Annotated in this window: 13 protein-coding genes; 2 read left to right on the top strand and 11 right to left on the bottom strand. The window is 34.9% G+C overall.

Annotation, left to right across the window (positions count from 1 at the left end; translation table 11 throughout):
* Window positions 1-66: 66 nt before the first annotated feature.
* A complete protein-coding gene (locus tag AC3EA5_RS10665; protein WP_488608348.1) occupies window positions 67-3,843 on the bottom strand; it encodes a S8 family serine peptidase in 3,777 nt (1,258 codons plus the stop codon).
* A gap of 351 nt (window positions 3,844-4,194) precedes the next feature.
* Here AC3EA5_RS10665 and AC3EA5_RS10670 point away from each other — a divergent pair, with 351 nt between their 5' ends.
* Window positions 4,195-4,917 carry an SGNH/GDSL hydrolase family protein gene (locus AC3EA5_RS10670; RefSeq protein ID WP_488608324.1) on the top strand — a complete coding sequence of 241 codons (723 nt, stop codon included), beginning with the start codon at window positions 4,195-4,197 and terminating at the stop codon, window positions 4,915-4,917.
* 47 nt (window positions 4,918-4,964) lie between these two features.
* On the opposite strand, the gene AC3EA5_RS10675 is transcribed toward AC3EA5_RS10670, so the two are convergent.
* Window positions 4,965-6,062, bottom strand: coding sequence for an acyltransferase (locus tag AC3EA5_RS10675; RefSeq protein ID WP_488608325.1), 1,098 nt, complete (start codon window positions 6,060-6,062; stop codon window positions 4,965-4,967).
* Window positions 6,063-6,395: 333 nt separating this feature from the next.
* On the opposite strand from AC3EA5_RS10675, the gene AC3EA5_RS10680 reads away from it, so the two are divergent.
* Window positions 6,396-8,618, top strand: coding sequence for an Ig-like domain-containing protein (locus AC3EA5_RS10680; RefSeq protein WP_488608326.1), 2,223 nt, complete (start codon window positions 6,396-6,398; stop codon window positions 8,616-8,618).
* Between the two features lie 131 nt (window positions 8,619-8,749).
* Here AC3EA5_RS10680 and AC3EA5_RS10685 read toward each other — a convergent pair whose 3' ends face one another.
* From AC3EA5_RS10685 to rfbA, 9 genes are all read right to left on the bottom strand, one after another.
* Entirely contained in the window at window positions 8,750-10,900 is a 2,151-nt protein-coding gene (locus AC3EA5_RS10685) for a S8 family peptidase (RefSeq protein ID WP_488608327.1), read from the bottom strand.
* A 430-nt stretch (window positions 10,901-11,330) separates the two neighbouring features.
* Window positions 11,331-12,314, bottom strand: coding sequence for a UDP-glucose 4-epimerase GalE (gene galE, locus AC3EA5_RS10690; RefSeq protein WP_488608328.1), 984 nt, complete (start codon window positions 12,312-12,314; stop codon window positions 11,331-11,333).
* A gap of 33 nt (window positions 12,315-12,347) precedes the next feature.
* Entirely contained in the window at window positions 12,348-13,757 is a 1,410-nt protein-coding gene (locus tag AC3EA5_RS10695; RefSeq protein ID WP_488608329.1) for an undecaprenyl-phosphate glucose phosphotransferase, read from the bottom strand.
* Window positions 13,758-13,766: 9 nt separating this feature from the next.
* Window positions 13,767-14,654: a glycosyltransferase family 2 protein gene (locus AC3EA5_RS10700; protein WP_488608330.1), complete on the bottom strand. Its 888-nt coding sequence runs from the start codon at window positions 14,652-14,654 to the stop codon at window positions 13,767-13,769.
* A 14-nt stretch (window positions 14,655-14,668) separates the two neighbouring features.
* Complete coding sequence (locus AC3EA5_RS10705; protein WP_488608331.1) at window positions 14,669-15,631, bottom strand: glycosyltransferase family 2 protein; 963 nt, start codon at window positions 15,629-15,631, stop codon at window positions 14,669-14,671.
* Between the two features lie 66 nt (window positions 15,632-15,697).
* The gene (gene rfbD / locus AC3EA5_RS10710; RefSeq protein WP_488608332.1) at window positions 15,698-16,543 is read right to left on the bottom strand and encodes a dTDP-4-dehydrorhamnose reductase; all 846 of its coding nucleotides are present in this window, start codon (window positions 16,541-16,543) and stop codon (window positions 15,698-15,700) included.
* Window positions 16,540-17,559, bottom strand: coding sequence for a dTDP-glucose 4,6-dehydratase (gene rfbB, locus AC3EA5_RS10715; protein WP_488608333.1), 1,020 nt, complete (start codon window positions 17,557-17,559; stop codon window positions 16,540-16,542). Before rfbB ends, rfbD begins: the two co-directional genes overlap by 4 nt.
* A 7-nt stretch (window positions 17,560-17,566) precedes the next feature.
* Window positions 17,567-18,130 carry a dTDP-4-dehydrorhamnose 3,5-epimerase gene (gene rfbC, locus AC3EA5_RS10720; protein WP_488608334.1) on the bottom strand — a complete coding sequence of 188 codons (564 nt, stop codon included), beginning with the start codon at window positions 18,128-18,130 and terminating at the stop codon, window positions 17,567-17,569.
* Window positions 18,131-18,142: 12 nt separating this feature from the next.
* Window positions 18,143-19,015 (bottom strand): glucose-1-phosphate thymidylyltransferase RfbA, encoded by an 873-nt coding sequence (rfbA, locus tag AC3EA5_RS10725; RefSeq protein ID WP_488608335.1) that lies wholly within the window; start codon window positions 19,013-19,015, stop codon window positions 18,143-18,145.
* Window positions 19,016-19,056 lie beyond the last annotated feature (41 nt).

Consider the following 19,056-nt stretch of genomic DNA (forward strand, 5'->3'; position numbering starts at 1 on the left):
TAAAAAATTATTCACTAAGCATTTATTAAGATAAAAGAGCCAGCGTTTTGCTGACTCTTTTATTCATTATTTACCTTGTTTAGAAACTGAGAATTTTTGTGTGGCTTCATGACCTACTAAATCAACCACTTTTAATTCAAATGAATTCTTACCAGATACTAATGGTAATTCAATGTCAATTGTTTGTTCGTAACCTAACATTGCGTAAGGCTCAGAAATTGGTTTGTAGAATACTTCGCTACCATTTAAATAAACACGTACTTCATCAAAGTTGTCTCCGACTTTTACTTTAATGACTGGGTTAGCAGCATTTGATTTAACTGTTTTAGGCAATGATGATTTTACCGCTTCAACAGTTGGTTTTGTTGTGTCCACAAAAATTCTGCGCGAAATCGCCATCGTGTTACCAAATTCGTCGATCGCTTCTACATTTACAACTTGTACACCATCTTCAAGTGTTAAAGTATGTGAGAAATTAACGCCATCAAATGAAGTCACTGTCTCGCCATTCACTTTCAATGAAACAATGTTTGAAGCGTCTTCCACCGCTCCACTTACTTCAACTTGTGAAGAAGTGTTGTATCCGAAGAAACTTGGAGAGTCGATATAGATAACTGGTTCTACTGTTTCTGGCTCATTTGGAGTTGAATCTCCATCTCCTGGATCAGCCCCACCTGGTGTACCAGGTTCCGTAGGTTCTTCGCCATCTTCTTCATCACCTGGATTCCCATGACCCTTAAATGATTTTGAAATTACATTTCCAGCGATATCCCATACTCGAACTTCGATTACATCATTTTTCTTAATATCTTCTTCGAATTGATATGATTCTAGAGTCGTTTCTTCCGCAACTTCTTCTCCATTTACTAATACTTCAATACGATCAATGCCAATTCCATTTTCATTATCAGCTAGTTTTGCAACAGAAAGAAGTTGTTTCTTCTTGTCGTATTTGATATCTGCTACTGGCTTCACTGTATCTACAACAATCGGAAACTCAATTGATTGCCACTCCGCACCCGGGTAGTCAATAACAGCACGTAATTGGATTTGATATTGACCATCTGCAGCTTTCTTGCCGTTAATCATTCCGTCCCATCCAGTTGCTGGATTGTACGTGTATGCAGGATTGGTTGCAGAATCGATATAGTCTTTTTGTAAGTTTTTCTCCGTACGAATCGTACGAAGTTTATTGCCATCTGCATCTAAAACATTCACTTCAAATTCTTTCGCATTTCTTAGTAAAGAGTAAACAGGAATTGCTAAGTCGATATTGCCATCACCATTTGGCGAGAATGCAAATTTCGATGGATCGAAATCTTCACCTAAAGATGGACCAGCAATATAATTACCTTTTTCATCTGCAAGCCCTTGGTAGCCCCAATACGTTAAATCATCCCAAGCATTTAAATCAAAGATAGAAGCATCATCCCATGAACCATTAAATCCAAAGAAAGGAACATTTAACGGAACATTTCCTGAAATATCTTCATTTGGATGCGATAATGATACAAATCCATCAATGAAGTAACCATTTGTAAAGTAATCGTTTAACCAAGCAGAGCCAGAAGCATCCACTGACACTTCAATTTCTGATTGACCATTTGCAGGAATAGTTACTGTTGCTGGAACATTAATTACTGCATCCGTTCCGTCCATAACATATGAACCGTAAGATGCATTGTTTGGAATTGTAACGAAGTTTGCTCCAGCATTGATTGGCATATCTGTTTGTAATTGAACACTTACTTGATACGTTTTTTCTTCATCACTGAAGTTTTGAGCATTTAAAGTAAAGCCAAATTGACCATTTGAAATTTCTTTTAACGCCACTTTTGCTTCTCCAGTAGCTGCATTTGTAACCATAACATCGGTTTCAAGAGCATTTGCAAGCTGCATAATTCCAGCACCTTGTCGACGAGGTGAAACAAATTGACCTGCTTTTAATTCAACGGGTTTTGAAGTATTCATCATTAGATTTTTCGCAAACTGTACTCGATCTGATCCAGATAAGCCAAATTCTTCATTCACACGTTCCATCACGAGCGCTGTGCCACCTGCTACATGTGGTGCAGCCATTGAAGTTCCACTCATTAAGCCATATGAATCATTGTTTAATGTAGAGAAAATATTCCCCCCCGGAGCTGTGATTTCAGGTTTGAAATCTAAGTTAGGTGTTGGTCCCCATGACGTGAATGAACTCATTTTACCTTTTTCGCCATTAGGAGTTTCCAAATACTTGCCATCAAAGCTTACACTAACTGATTTACCTGCATCTAAGCCAGCTTTCATCGCTAAACCATCAGCTTGTAATGTAGACATATAAGGAATATCGATAGAAGGATCCGAAGCCATGTTAATGGTACCTGCCGCATTATTATAAACGATAATACCTGCCGCTCCTGCTGCTTGAGCGTTTAGTCCTTTTTCAACAAAAGCAATTGATCCACGAGAAACTAAGGCAAATTTCCCTTCCCAATCCTTGCCTTCAAATTCTGCAGGAGTACCTAATCCTGCAAATTGAATGTCATATGAATCTTCTGGAAGTTTATTTGGGTCTTGATCATTTGCTAATAGTAATAAAGCTCGACCATTTTCTTGGCCATCAAATGCATAAGTGAAGCTTGCAGCTGTAATAACATCATTTTCAAAAGAAGCTACCCCAAAAGAATCTTCAGATACAGATGGAGAACCAGTTAAACCATAATCTTGATTATCCGCATACGGATACCAACTACCTGATCCATACATATCTGAGTTACCAGCAGAAATAGCAACTAACACACCATTATCCTGGGCTCTCGTAACAGCCATTTGTTCAGGATTCGAGTTATCTACATAACCTGCAGTAGCACCAAGGGACATATTAATAACGTCTGCACCAAGTTTAATTGCGTCATCGATCGCTTTTACATAGATATCACCAAATGTTGACGGGAAAAGTGGATCATTCCCAAAAACTTTTAGCGCTAAAAGTTGAGCTTCTGGTGCTACACCTTTAATACCGCCATTCTCTTCATCACCATTTGCTCCAACCGTACCAGATACATGCATCCCATGCATCGAAGCATCTGGTCCTAAATCACGAACTTCTTGGTTTCCGTCCATATAGTTATAACCATATGGAACTTTATCTGTGTAGTATTTTCCTGGCTCAATTTCACCAGCATTAACTAACGCAGATACTTCTTCAGAAGTAATCTCTTCTTCTGTCTCAGCTGATAAAATCATATCTCGGTGGCTTGGGTCAATTCCTGTATCAATTACGCCCACGACCATTCCTTCACCTTTAAATGAATATTTTTCCCAAGCTAATTGGGCTTGTACCAATTCTTTTGAATGAACCATGTTTGGCTCTTCAGTCGGACGTATATATTCGTTCGTTTCATATACTGCTTTTACACCCTCTGTTTGAGCAATATTAGCAACATCGCCAGCAGATACTTCAGCAGAGAATCCATTGAATACTGTTGTAAATTCTTCTTTAAATTTAATATTTTTAGATTTGCCTTTAACTTTATCTTTTACATTCTTTTGATCAGACTTAATTGATGCTTCTAAACCCTTACGCTCTGATTTAGGAAGATCCTTATAGAGTTTCCCTTTTTTTGTTGCCGCTTCAATCGCTGGAGCTTTCTCTAACTCTACAATAATACGAACAATTTCATTCGCATTCTCTGGTGCAATTAATCTCTCCGGCACTTTCAATGCTGGTTTCTGCATTTGAATAGCTGGTATTTGTTTAGCCAGTTGAGTTGCTGCTAACGGAGCAGGTACCCCAAATGACGCCGTACTAAGTGCAAGTGTTGTAGCAATTGCGAGAATCATATTTTTTCTCTTCATTCCCAATCTACTTTCCTCCCTAGTCGTGTTTCACTTATTAGACGAACTTTACAACAATATTAAACTTCTGTCTAAAGTATGTGACAAAATGAAATTTAACATATATTCCGACTATTTAAAATACTTTTTAGACTTCCTAATATTACATTTTCATTACAAATTTTAGTAAGGATGGAAATCTAGATAAATAGAATTACGTGTTCGACAAATGTCTAGTAATATACAATTATTCGACAAATAATTTACTTATTCTTTTGAACTATTATATTTTTACAATCTCAAAATCTATTAAAAACTTTAAAACAGTGTGCTATCCTAATAATGGAAATAACTTAAGTGAAGGATGACATTATGAAAAAAATTATAGTTAGTTTACTTATTTTCGTACTACTAACTCCCAATTTTAGCGTCTCAACTGAGGCAAACATTAAAGGTGGAGTCATTGCATTTGGAGATAGTAATACTTCTGGATCTTACCTTGGCAAACAATTTCCTGGTTACGCAGATTATAATTGGCCTAAACTTGTTGAAGCAACAAATGCAGGAATTAGTGGAAATACGACTGCTGGAGCAATGAAGCGATTCAAGAATGAGGTTTTAGATAAAAATCCGTCTACAGTAGTTGTTATGTTTGGTATTAACGATGCTTTAATTCGCCCTGATACAAAACAACCTCAAGTCAGTAAATTGCAATTTGAAAAAAACTTAACTAGTATGGTCAAACAATTAAAATCCAAGAAAAGCAAAGTCATTCTTATGACTAACCTACCTGTAAATGAAACCGTCTATTACAATATACAGTCTAAAAATAACCCACTTATTAAACTGTTGTATGCCGATAAAGGCGGGATTAGGGCTTGGGAAAATAGCTATAACAACATTATTCGCAAGGTAGCAAAAGCTCAAAAGGTAACTTTGATTGATAACTATGCAAATGCAATACATAAAGCTGGTGGTTCGTCAGATTCCTTATTGACAAAAAGCGGCTTAATTGATCCGTTATTAGGCTTTCATTGGACACCAAGAGGTCATATGATGGTCGTTTACTCGGTTAGACATTATTTGAATAAGTAAGTTTCAAAAAAACCAGCAACAGATTTCGTTGCTGGTTTTTACATGTATTATTTGTTGATTTGCCAAACCAAAGGTGATTCTTTTGGTAGCTTACCAAATACAAAATTCGCAAATGGAACAAATCGGTGAAATAACCAGATGATTAGATAACAGAATATGATTGTTAAGATATATTGCAAGGCAATTGTAAAATGCCATGGCATCGGCAAAACGCGTGTTGGGAAGTATGTCATCACTTGAAATAAGACCAAAGGATGCATTAAATAATAGCCAAATGAGTAATAGGCTACACTTCGCATGCGATGGTTAGACTTGTCACTTAATTTTCTCACCAAAAACTCAGCCATATAGAAGAAGAAAAAGCTTCCAATAACCATGAAGAGTATGCCAAAGACTTTATATACATCATCTTCAATGGCTAACCGTTCAAAATAAGTATTACGATATCGAATAAATACATAGATAAATCCAAAACCGAACCCTATAATCCCCGTTATGATCATCTTCCATTTTGTCATTTTTTCCACTAAAGATTCATAGTGAAGACCAATCCATGCTCCTAGCAGATATGGGCTTAGCTTAGTAAACAATAATGGAGTCGCAATATAACCTACACGAACAATATATTGGAAGTAAGCATACTCAATAAGTATTCCAAACACCCAAATATACTTTCGGAAGAAATCCCACTTACGAACCATTACCATTAATACCGGGAAAATTATATAAAATTGGACCACAATAAAAATAAAGTACAATTGATATTTACTCTGACCTAGTGCAATTCGATTTAATACCTCACTCCATACGAGGATGCGATCTTGGTAGTACCACATCTCTACCTCATAAATTAACGACCATATGATATAAGGGATTAATATGTACACCACGCGCTTTTTCCAATAGGACAATAGATTTTCCACAGTAAACGGTCGATCACGATACATATAGAAAAAGACAATCCCCATAATCATTACAAACATTCCACCCTCTACACGGATGATGTTATTTAAAAAGAAATAAAATATATTTTGTACAGATGGAACATCAAATAAGTGATGATATTGAGCAGTCGTATGTACTAAGACCACCATGAGCATGGCTAAAAATCTCACATAATATATGGAGGCAATTTCTTTTCTCAATTTCTTACCTCTTTTCTTATATATTTTGAATCTATTAATAAATGATAACATATTTTTCCACTATTATCTGTTTAGTACCAACATGATGTTTTTAAACAAAAGACCACTAAATTATCACATTTTTATAATTTATAATTTTAATTTATCAGAAATTTATATAGGTACTAATACTTTTCACACTGTATCATTTTAACCAATGGTTAATGGCATAATCACCATTAATTCCCTATAGTAAATTCAAGAAAGTTATATAGAATAATAAGAGTGAACTTTTTAAGAATGTTCATCTAAAAGCAAGCCACCTTAAATGGCGGTACATAGGAGGAAATATTAATGTCTTACAAATACAAGAATTATTCTAAATTCGTTGCTTCAGCAGCTACTGCAACTTTGGTTGCATCTGCAATCGTTCCAGTTGCATCAGCTAATGACGCATCAACGGCAGCATTTTCAGATGTTGGAACAAAGTACCAAGAAGCAGTAGATTACTTAGTTTCTGAAAACCTTTCAAAAGGTTTAACTGAAACACAATATGGTGTACAACAAACAATCAAACGTGGCGATGCTGCAATTATTCTTGCTAACGCTTTAGGATTAAACGATGACAAAAATGCTGCAGAATCTGGTTTTTCTGATGTTCCAAAACGTGCAGCACTTGCGATTAATTCATTAAAAGCAGCTGGGATTATTAATGGTAAAACAACTACAAGATTTGGTTTTGAAGATGAATTAACTCGTGGTGAAGTTGCTTTAATCATGGCTAACGCAAAAGCATACAACTTAAAAGGTGATGTTTCTAAATTAAAATTCACTGACGTGAATTCTCGTTATGCTGAAGCAGTTGCTGGGTTTGTTGAAGCTGGGATCACTTCTGGTAAAACAGTTACACAATTTGGTACGGGTGATGCGATTAAACGTGGAGACTTCGCAATCTTTGTTTACAAAGCTGAAACAGCTAACGCTGTAGTTGAAGTTTCTTCAGTTGATGCAACAACTACTCGTGTTGATAACGACACAGATGGTCAATTCCTTGGTTTTACAATAAACGGTGGCAAAACTGCTAGTGTTAAATCTTTAGTTGATGCAGGATATGCAGTAGACTTCCAATCTACAAATAATGCAGTTATCCAAGATGCTGCAACTGGTGAATTAAAAGAATCTGCTCTAACTGCTGATTTCTCATACAAAGTAGTCATCACTAAAGATGGCGTAAGCTATGAATCTGAGCTTTCTAAAGTTGAAGTTTTAGATTTCGATACATTCATTACTGGTCTTTCTGATGTAACAATTAATCAAGGCGATGTAAAAGTTACTAGCGGAAAAGTATCTGTACAAGACGGTACAGTAGACGTTGTTGCAACTAAAGCTACTACTCTAAGTGGTGCAACTGTAAACAATCCAACAACTGTTACTTATAAATCTTCTAATCCATCAGTTGCTTCAGTAAATGCAACTACTGGTGAAGTAACACCTATTCAAGCAGGGACAGTAACTATCACTGCTTCTGTAGACGAAGCAACTGTATCAGTACCATTGACTGTAGTATCTGAAGCTCGTAAAGCTGATTCTGCAACTGCTACTACTTCAGAAGTAAAATTGCTTGCAACAAAAACTCAAGCCGTTGATTTCACAGTGGTAGATCAATTCGGAGATGAATTTGAAGGAGATCTTTCAGTAGTATCTGCAAACGCTGCAATTGCAAACGGCTCTTCAACTCTAACATTTGTTGATGGTAAAGCGACTGAAACAGTAACTGCATTAACAAAAGGTACAACTGTACTTGACCTTAAAGTTGGCACCACTACACTTAAGTCTGTAAATGTTCTAGTATCAGATGATGCTGTTGTAGCTTCACGTAAACTAGAGACAGTATCTCCTTCTGCTGACTTAGCATTAGATGTTATCAAAGGATCTGAAGATCAAAGTGTTCAAGTTGTATGGAATAAATACAACGCTGAAGGATTCTTAATTGGCGCTGAAACAGACTTCACTAACAATGCAGTAGCTGGAACAAAATACACTGTTTCTTCTTCAAACACTGATGTTGCAACGGTATCTGTAGCTGCAAATGGAAACATCACGGTTACTGGTATCGATGCTGGTACAGCTAACCTTGTAATAAAAGAAGGTGGTGTGACTAGAGCTTCAACTCTAGTAACTGTAACTGATACAACTCCTTCAATTACAGCTATCAATTTTGAAGAAGTTGAAGAAGTAAAAACTGCTGGAGCATTAAACGCTCAAGTATTAAAAGCAGAAGGTATTACATTATCTTCTACTGACTACAAAGCGGAAATTGATGCAGCAGGAACAATCTTCATCGATGTAAAAGGTACAACTGCTGGATTAACTGCTGATGACATTAAATTGGGTTCACTTCAAGCAATTTACTCTGGTGTACAAGCTGATTTAACAGCACTTGCAATTAATGCAGGTTCAATCACTGCGACAAATGTTGCTGCAGGATCTGAAGGTACAATCGTTGTAACTGCTAAAGTTGAAGGCAACAACAATGTATTTGCTTCACAAACTATTAAAGTTAACGTTCCTAACTAATACTAATTTAATAATAACTAAAAAAAGCCAAGCAGCTATGGGTATTAAACCCCTAACTGCTTGGCTTTATTTATAAATAAAAAATGTATTTTTATAAAAATTCAACAATATTTGTAACACTAAAACTTCTTCTAGTTTTCAGAAAGTCGATACATAAACACAGCAAGTTGACCTCTAGTAATATTTGATGTTACACCAAATTTTGTTGATGAAATTCCATCAGTTACATTGTTGTCCACCAAAGCATTCACCGCATCTTTATAGCGAGAAGATACATCAGTAAATTTAGATGAAGTGCCCGTATAAGTTAATCCATAAGCTCTTTGTAAAATAATAGCTACTTCACCCCGGGATAAATTATCATTGGCACCAAATAACGTTTTACTCTTCCCACCTACTATACCAGCTTGTTTAAGTGCATTTACTGCACCAATTGCACGCTTCGGAACATCTACAAAACCAGAAGCTGGTGCTTCTGCTATATTTAATTTGAGTTCTTTCGCTAACCATATAGCAGCATCAGCTCTAATAATATTTCTTTTTACACCAAATTCATTTTCTGAAAGACCACTGGTAATTTGTTGTCGTATTAAATAGTCTACTGCTGGTTCATAAAACGAAGTGATGTCTTTAAAATTTTCACCTATTGGTTTAGTTTGAGGATTAGGGATATTGACCATGATCGCAGAAGTATGTTCTTTGTATGTCACGTTGATCGTTGTAATTCCATAATTAACGAAATCTATTCTACCATCTGATACTGTAGCCACACTCTCGTTTTCAGATCTCCACTGGGCCTCATCCGTCACAACTTCACTTTCTCCACTCTTGAATGTAGCCATAGCTGTTACTTGCATAAAGTCTCCTGGTGTTCCTAAAATATTTGATTTATCAGTTTCTAGTTTTACAACTGGATTCTCTTCCGAAATCACGTTAATAGTAATAATTGCAGATTGTCCTCCAAAATTAACAGTCACTGTCGTGCTTCCGTAATTCCCCATGACTATTTGTCCACTAGTAACCGTTGCAATACTCCTATCTGCTGTGGTCCATGTCGCTGAACTAGATACATCTTTTGTTTCACCATTTTTATAAGTGGCAAATGCAGAGATACTTACATTATCAGAAGGCATTCCAAATATATTAGTTTTACTTACTATTAAACTAGTTACTGGGTTTTCTTCAATTATATTAATAGGTTGAGTAAAAGAAGAAGCCTGCATTAAACCATATCCATAAAAAGCATCTCTTCCACTCTGTCCTAAGTCCATCGTATGCTCAATCATTACTTTACGAATTTCTTTATTACTTAAATGAGGATATGCTTGGATCATTAGAGCAAGTTCGCCTGATACATAAGGGGCTGCCATGGAAGTGCCACTAATGTAAGCATATTGATTATCTAAATAAGTGCTTAATATTCGAACTCCTGGAGCCGCAATTTCTACCATTGAACCGGTAGAGGAGAAGTCAGCTCGGTTTAAATAACTATCCAATGCAGATACACCAATGACTGAATCATAACGAGCAGGAAAATCAACCGTATCACCTGATCCATCAATATTACCGTCATTTCCTGCTGCTGAAACTATTAGTAAACCACTGTTATAAGCTTTGTCCATGACAGCATGAAAAGCGGAAGACGCAGTCTGGGTACCTGCACTTAAATTAATGATATCCATATCATTTTCTATAGCCCAATCTATTCCTTCAATGATATCAGACAAAAATGCTTCGCCATCTTGATTAAATGATTTAACTGCATATATATCAGACTCGTAAGCGACACCTTTGACTCCATAACTATTATTTCGTGCTCCAATAATGCCTGCCACATGTGTTCCGTGACCCTGATCATCTATATAGGAAGACGTGTAATCGACAGTAGATACTCCACCGGAAATAAAAAGATCATTATGCAAAGCAATTCCAGAATCTACAACAGCAATTTTCACACCTCTACCTGTATATCCTGAATTCCAGGCATTTGGAATTTTAGTAGTTTGAATACCGTAGTCTTCAATTTGAGCACTTTGCTTTAGAATAATATCTTCTTCTACATATTTAACTGAGGTATCATTTAGTAGTTCATCAATTGATTCGGACGCAATCTCGACTTTTGCCACTCCAACTTCATCATATGTTTCTGTGACTTCTCCACCAACATCAGTAATTGTCTTATCTATTTCAACCTTACTTAACTCTTCATCAAAAACAATAATCATTTGTTTCTTTTCATCTATTTTAGCTAACACCTTGTCATTTTCAATTCCCGAAAACATTAACACGCCTACAATTATTCCAATATTTATTTGTTTCAAAATTTCAACCCCTTTTAATAATTATCGACCAATTTAATAAAAGTCTTAGTATTATTCCTGTATTATTTTAAATAGGACCCTTTAAAGTCTTCCGCTATAATTCTACTTCTCTCGCTTCTTTAATAAAACCCCAAAGGAAAATCCTTCGGGTGCTATATCTTGTATTCTCTGAACATTTAACTTGAAATGGTTCCCTGAAATCATTACCGCAGGTTTCGACAATTTGGCAAATAAAAAAGCACCTGGTTAGAGGTGCTTAGTTAATATGCTAGATTTATTTCAGTAATGGATTACCAAAAACAATACTAGAATAGTCTTGATTTGTTGTTACCTGTAGAGTTAATTTCCATGGTACCCGACAGTTCTATTGTTCTCTGGCATTTACTTAGTATCAGACCGAGTGTATTAACTCTTTAGACTTATGCCATTTCCATGCGCTCTCTATTATTTCCTCAATATCATTAACTGCTTTCCAACCTAAATCTTGATATATTTTACCGGAATTTGCTACTAATCTTGCTGGATCTCCCATTCGTCGATCAGCAAACTTAATATTTGCTTTTAATCCTGTTACTTTTTCACATGTCCTAATAATTTCCTTGACGGAATAGCCATTTCCATTTCCTAAATTATAAGTAGCCGTCTTTAACTCACCTTCTAACATAGCATACAAAGCAAGTAAATGAGCTTTAGCTAAATCCGAAACATGAATATAATCACGTATACAAGTTCCGTCCTGTGTGTCGTAATCCGTTCCAAAAACAGAGACTAATTCCGTTTGTCCTAATAAATGCCTCAACACGATTGGGATTAAGTGCGTTTCGGGGTCATGATCCTCACCTATTATTGAGGAATCATGAGCCCCTCCTGCATTAAAGTAACGCAGCGTAACGTACTTCATACCATAACTTTGTGCGAAGTCATTTAGTATTTGTTCAACCATCCATTTTGATCGTCCATATGGATTAATAGGGTTAATAGGTGTGTTTTCATCAATTGCATCAACATTAGGAGTACCATAAACAGCTGCTGTTGATGAAAATATAAACTTATCAATCCCGTTCTTTTGCATTGCTTTTAATAGTTCTAACGTACATGACACATTATTATGGTAATACTTCAATGGATTTTCTTCGGATTCTCCAACAAGGCTAAATGCAGCAAAGTGAACAACAGCATCAATTTTAAATGTTTCAAAGACTTTTTGCACCGTACTAAAATCACCTAAATCTCCTTCAACGAAAATGGCTCGATTGTCGACTGCCCAACGGTGACCACTACTTAGATTATCTAACACGACAACTTCATAGTTATTTACAAGTTCTTTTACAAAATGACTCCCAATATATCCTGCACCGCCAACCACTAGGATCATGTTATTTTGCCTCCGATACGTTAGGGTTTTCTATTAATAGGCATTCTTGTTTATAAAACCATTAATAATTGTTTTATATATAATTTTAATATCGAATAATATCGTCCAATTCTCTAAATAAAAGATGTCATGATCAACACGATCTATAATGGATGTATCTCCCCGTAATCCACATACTTGGGCCCATCCAGTAATACCAGGTCGCACTTGATGTTTAATCATATATTTTGGAATTTCCTCTTTAAACTGATTCACAAAAAATGGTCTTTCTGGTCGGGGACCAACAACACTCATATCTCCTTTAAGAACATTAAAAAATTGTGGTAATTCGTCTAAACTCGTTTTTCTTAAAAATGAACCATATTTCGTTCGTCGTGGGTCATTTTTAACTGTCCACTGGGTATTTGAAGAATCTTCCTCCATGATTCTCATAGAACGAAACTTATACATAATAAAAGTTCTTCGATTTAAACCAACACGCTCTTGTTTGAACAATATTGGGCCAGAAGATGTTAATTTCAATCCAATTGATATAACAATTAGTAAAGGAGATGTAATTATAATTGCTATTAACGAAAATACAATATCCAATGCTCGTTTTAGCACTTTGTTTACATATTCATCTAGTGGTACACTTCTAGCATTAATAATTTGTAAATCGCCAAATTGTTCAAAGTGCGGATTAGCAGGCAAAATATCATAAAAATCTGCAACAATTGAAACTCTTACTCCGGCTTTTTCACAAATTGAAATAATACTCTTATATTTTTGATAAGCGGAAATAGGAAGTGCAACAATCACCTCATCTATTAGCTTCTCAGATAAAACCTTCTCCAAATCATTCAATTTACCGATTATGTTTACATTCTGATTTCCATCAAAATATCCTTCAGTTTTACTATCATCTAAAAAACCTAATACATGTAACCCGTACTCAGGATGATTATATAAATTTTCCACATAATTTGTGCCAATCTTACCTGCACCAACAATTAAAACAAAGTGTTTATTAAAACCCTTACTTCGTAAGTTTCTTAACATTTGTTTAACAATGTAACGATAAATAATACTTATGATGATACTTATGATTAAAAAATAAATTAAAAACAGTCGAGAAATATCAATAATTTTAAATGTAAAAAGCAATCCAATAAGAATAAACATACTAAGCACATGTGCTTGAATAATTTTAAGGACCTCTGTTGCATACTTCATTTTTCTCTTTGGGGCATACTGTTTAAATAAAAAAGATCCTATTACATAAATAAAAGTGTATACAATATTCCAAGTAAAGTATGTTGTAATTGATAAATATGAACCTTTTGCAACATCATCTTCAATGTAAAATCTTAAAACCCAAGCTAAAAGGAATGCAACTTGTATAAAAATGAAATCTACTAAAATATACAGCTTTGACAAAAATTTTTCTCTTCCTCTGATCATAAACTCACCTTAATTTGTGATAGATTTTGAATTACGAGCTCTTTTTAATATGTTTAAAGCGAGTGCAGTAGTAAACTTTAGTGCTATTCCTGTATAGACTATAGAATTAATAAAAACATTATTTTTCTTTGCAAAATGCTTTTGATGAAATATATACATTGCCCTATGAAACTCATATACTATTTTAGTAGGCTTCTTCCTGCTACTTGCCCCTTTATAATGTACAATCGATACATGCGGACAATAATAAATTTTCCATCCGGTTTCTTTTATTCTATAACACCAATCAATATCTTCACCGTACATAAAGAATTCTTCATCCAACAATCCAATTTCGTCAATTATCCTTCTACGAACCATCATAAATGCCCCAACTAAACAATCGATTTCATGTGTCTTGTTCATATTTAAATAGCTTTTATGATAACGATTATATTTAGGGCTTTTCGGAAACTTCTTAGCTAAACCGGTCATATAATAGAAGGATGCGGTTGGGGTTGGGAAACCTCTATGACAGGCTTTGTCTAATGAACCATCAGGTAAAACTACTTTACATCCAGTTGCCCCGGCATCTTGGTGATCATCCATAAATTGAATAATGGTAGATATTGTCGTTTCATGGACAATTGTATCAGAATTTAACAATAAAATATATCTTCCTTTTGAAACCTTAATTGCTTGGTTATTCGCTTTCGAAAAACCTACATTTTCTCTATTTTCAATGACTTTTACTTTCGGAAAGGTTTCTTTTATTGTGTTAACTGAATTATCGGAAGAATGATTATCTACAACAAAAATTTCAAAAAGGTAGTTCAATTTGGATCTATATATAGATTCAATACATTTAAGCGTTAGTAATTTAGTATTATAGTTAACGATAATAATACTAAGGTCCATTATACTACCACCTTTCACCAAATACCTCTAAAGTATGAATAAATTTCTCTATCTTCAACAGTCTTCTTCTTCATAGCTACTTTTCTTTTATTGAGCATTGACTTATATTCTAACTTAAAGGATATCCATGACCCTAGTAATTTGGGTTCTTTGATTAAGGCATATAAAAAACTAGGGATTTCGTAGGCAAGAATAATTGGCAAATGTAAAATAAAATAAGGGAATTTATCATTTTTCAATAAGTAATAATATCTATTAATATAGGACTTCTTGCGGATGAATAAAGATATTTCACTTCTCTTTTTTTTATCCTGCCAACCTCTTTCGTGTTCTGCGATGGCAATTGGAACAAATGCGGACTTCCAACCAAGTAACTGTGCTCTCCAACTAACGTCAACATCTTCTTTATAAGCAAAGAATGTTTCATCAAAAAATTGATTTTCTAACGAAACATCTTCTATCATCTCACGTCTATAGATTGCCGCCGCTCCTGATACTCCAAATATATCGGTCGAAAAATCATATTGTTTAACATCCACTTCTCCAGAACCCCTGTCAAAAGCCCGACGGTTTTTCTTAATGCTAATACCTGTACTATCTAAAATTCGCTTTTCTATATTTCTATAAAGTTTTCCGCTCACCATACCCACATTATGATCTTTTTCCATATAATTTATTATGTTTTTAATATAATCTTGATGTAAACGAACATCTGGATTCAGTACTAGTACATAATCGGATCTTGTAAATTGAATTCCTTGATTATGACCGCCTGCAAATCCGTTATTACTATTATTCTTAATAATATGTAAATCTTCGAGATTCTTTATTACCTCAAGAGTCTTGTCCTGTGAATTATTATCAATAATAATTACTTTTTGAATAGGATATGTTTGAGAATCCAAACAGTTTAAACATGCTAAGATGTCTTTTTCGTTATTAAAAGTTACTATTTGAACACTAATTGACGGAAACATATTATCCTCCTTATGCTAATCCTCTTCATTGTATATAACCAAAATAAAAATAACAATCTGAGATTGTTATTTTTGAAATTTATTCAAGAAATCTGTTAACCCCTCTCTCCAATGACGCATTGGAGAGAATCCATTTGCTATTAAAGCTGTATCCGCTAATACTGAATAGTTTGGTCTTTTAGCAGGTGTTGGATATTGATCTGTAGCTAACGGTTTTAAATTAATTTGTTTGCCGACTTCTTCAAAAATCGCTTTTGCAAATTCATACCATGAACAAGTACCGCTATTTGTGCAATGGTAAATTCCGTATCGATCCGTCATTACAAGCTCTATTACAAAAGCAGCTAAATCCACAGTATATGTTGGGGAACCTATTTGATCATTTACTACACCCAGTTCAGTCTTTTCTTCTGCTAACCTTAACATAGTTTTAACAAAATTCGGACCATATTCTCCATAAACCCAAGCTGTACGGACGATGAAATATTTTGTGCTTAAGGTTTGTGTTAATTGTTCACCAGAATATTTAGATTTACCATAGACACCTATAGGATTTACTATTGAGTGTTCTTCATAGGGCTCAGTTGATGAGCCATCAAAAACATAATCTGTACTGATATAACAAATCTTTGCCCCGATTTCTTCAGCAGCAATAGTTAAATTTCTTTGTCCATAGGCATTTACATTGAAAGCTAATTCTTTTTCAGACTCTGCCTTATCCACTTTTGTATACGCAGCAGCATTGATAATAATATCTGGCCGAATTTCTCTTGTTACTCGATAGACACTCGCTAAATTTGTAATGTCTAACTCATGTTTTGAATACGAGAAGAGTTCGACTTTAACGTTTTTTAACTGAAGAACTAATTCTTGTCCAAGTTGTCCGTTGGCACCAGTTACAAGAATATTCATTCCTTAACCAACTTCTTACCATACTGCTGTTCGTAATAATGTTGATAATCACCAGAAAGGATATTTTCCCACCAAGAAGAATTTTCTATATACCATTTGACTGTATCTTTCAAACCCGTTTCAAAATTATATTTCGGTTCCCAGCCAAGCTCTGTTTGGAGTTTTGTGGGGTCAATTGCATATCGTCGATCATGTCCTAAACGATCGTCAACATACTTAATTAACGATTTAGGTTTATCAAGCTGTTTTAGTATTTCTTTCACAACCTCAATATTCGTTTTTTCATTATGACCACCAACATTATAGACCTCTCCGACACGACCATTATGTAATACAAGATCGATTGCACGACAATGATCCTCCACATGTAACCAGTCTCGAACATTTTGACCGTCACCATAAACCGGTAAAGGTTTATCATTAAGTGCATTGATGATCATTAAAGGAATAAGTTTTTCAGGAAAATGAAATGGACCATAGTTATTTGAACATCTTGTAATATTTACAGGCAAACCATATGTTTCATGATACGCTTGTACAAGCAAATCTGAACCAGCTTTACTTGCACTATATGGACTATTTGGTGCAAGTGGTGTTTCTTCTGTAAAATAACCTTCAGCCCCTAAAGAACCATATACCTCATCAGTAGACACTTGAACATATTTTTTAATCTTATGTTTTCTTGCTGCGTCTAATAGAACTTGAGTTCCTTGAATATTTGTACTAATGAATATTCCTGGGTTTGTAATGCTTCGGTCCACGTGTGATTCAGCTGCAAAGTTTACAACTATATCTAAACCTTCTTTAAATAGTGCATCTACTAACGTGGGATCTGTAATATCCCCTTTTACAAAACCATAATTACTTTTCCCTTCAGATTCCTTAAGATTTTCTAAATTTCCTGCATATGTAAGTGCATCTAAATTAATAATTTGATATTCAGGATAGCTTCCGACCATATAATTGACAAAGTTACTTCCGATAAACCCCGCGCCACCAGTCACTAAAATCTTCATAATGTTATCATTCCTCACCGTTATATTTAAATAGGCAACCAGCATCTTTTAGGACTGGATGATGTTTATCCTTTTGAGAGAGAATTGGATTATTTGTTGGCCAATTAATATTTAAAGCTGGATCATTCCAAGCTATGCCTCGATCATGTTCAGGAGAGTAGTAATTATCTACTTTATATAAGAATTCAGTGTCTTTTACTAATGTGCAATAACCATGAGCAAATCCTTTGGGAACCAGCAATTGGTGTTTATTATCTTCAGATAAAACAAACCCTTCCCATTTACCGTAGGTTGGTGAGCCTTCACGAATGTCAACGATAACGTCGTATACTGCACCTTTTGTCACCCGTACTAGTTTTGTTTGAGCATAAGGTTCTAATTGAAAATGTAACCCTCTCAAAGTGTCAGTCTCACTCGACATGGAATGATTGTCTTGAATAAATTCAAAATTAAAACCATTTTCCTTAAACACTCTATCATTATAAGTTTCCATAAAGAACCCTCGATGGTCACCAAAAACATTTGGTTCGAAAAGATAGGCATTTTTTAAAGTTGTCTTAATAAATCCCATTCTATAGTCCCCTTACAGTTTTCGATTTGCTAATTCAATCATATATGTTCCGTAATTATTTTTCTTTAATGGTTCAGCAAGTTTTAGCAGATGTTCTCTCGAGATATACCCTTTCCGGTACGCAATTTCTTCTAAACAAGCAACTTTAAGACTTTGCCTTCTTTCAATCGTTTCAATAAACATTGAAGCTTCCAATAAAGATTCATGGGTTCCCGTATCTAACCATGCGAATCCACGACCAAGAAGTTCTACTCGTAAATCTTCCATCTCTAAATACTTTTTATTAACATCGGTAATTTCAAGTTCACCACGAGCTGAAGGTGTGATTGACTTGGCAATTTCAACAACACGATTATCATAAAAATATAAACCAGTTACTGCATACGTTGATTTAGGTTCCGCGGGTTTTTCTTCAATTGATAGGACATTTCCACTTTCATCAAATTCAACTACTCCAAAACGCTCAGGATCTTTAACATTGTAACCGAAAACAGTTGCTCCAGTTTCTTGTTGAGCAACTTTTTCAAGCATTTTAGTAAATCCATGTCCATAGAATATGTTATCACCTAAAATAAGAGCAACTGAATCATTACCAATGAATTCTTCACCTATAATAAACGCTTGAGCAAGTCCATCTGGAGAAGGTTGTACAGCATAGGATAATGAGATTCCTATTTCCTCGCCGTTACCTAATAATTGCTCGAAGCGGGGTGTATCTTCAGGTGTTGAAATAATTAAGATTTCCTTGATTCCTGCTAACATTAGTACAGATAGTGGATAGTAAATCATTGGTTTATCATATATTGGCAATAATTGTTTTGATACTGAGCGTGTAAGTGGATAAAGTCGCGTTCCACTACCGCCAGCTAAGATTATGCCTTTCAAAATTTAACTATACCTCCTTAAATTATATAAACTGAGAATGA

It is taken from the genome of Paenisporosarcina sp., from assembly GCF_057785155.1.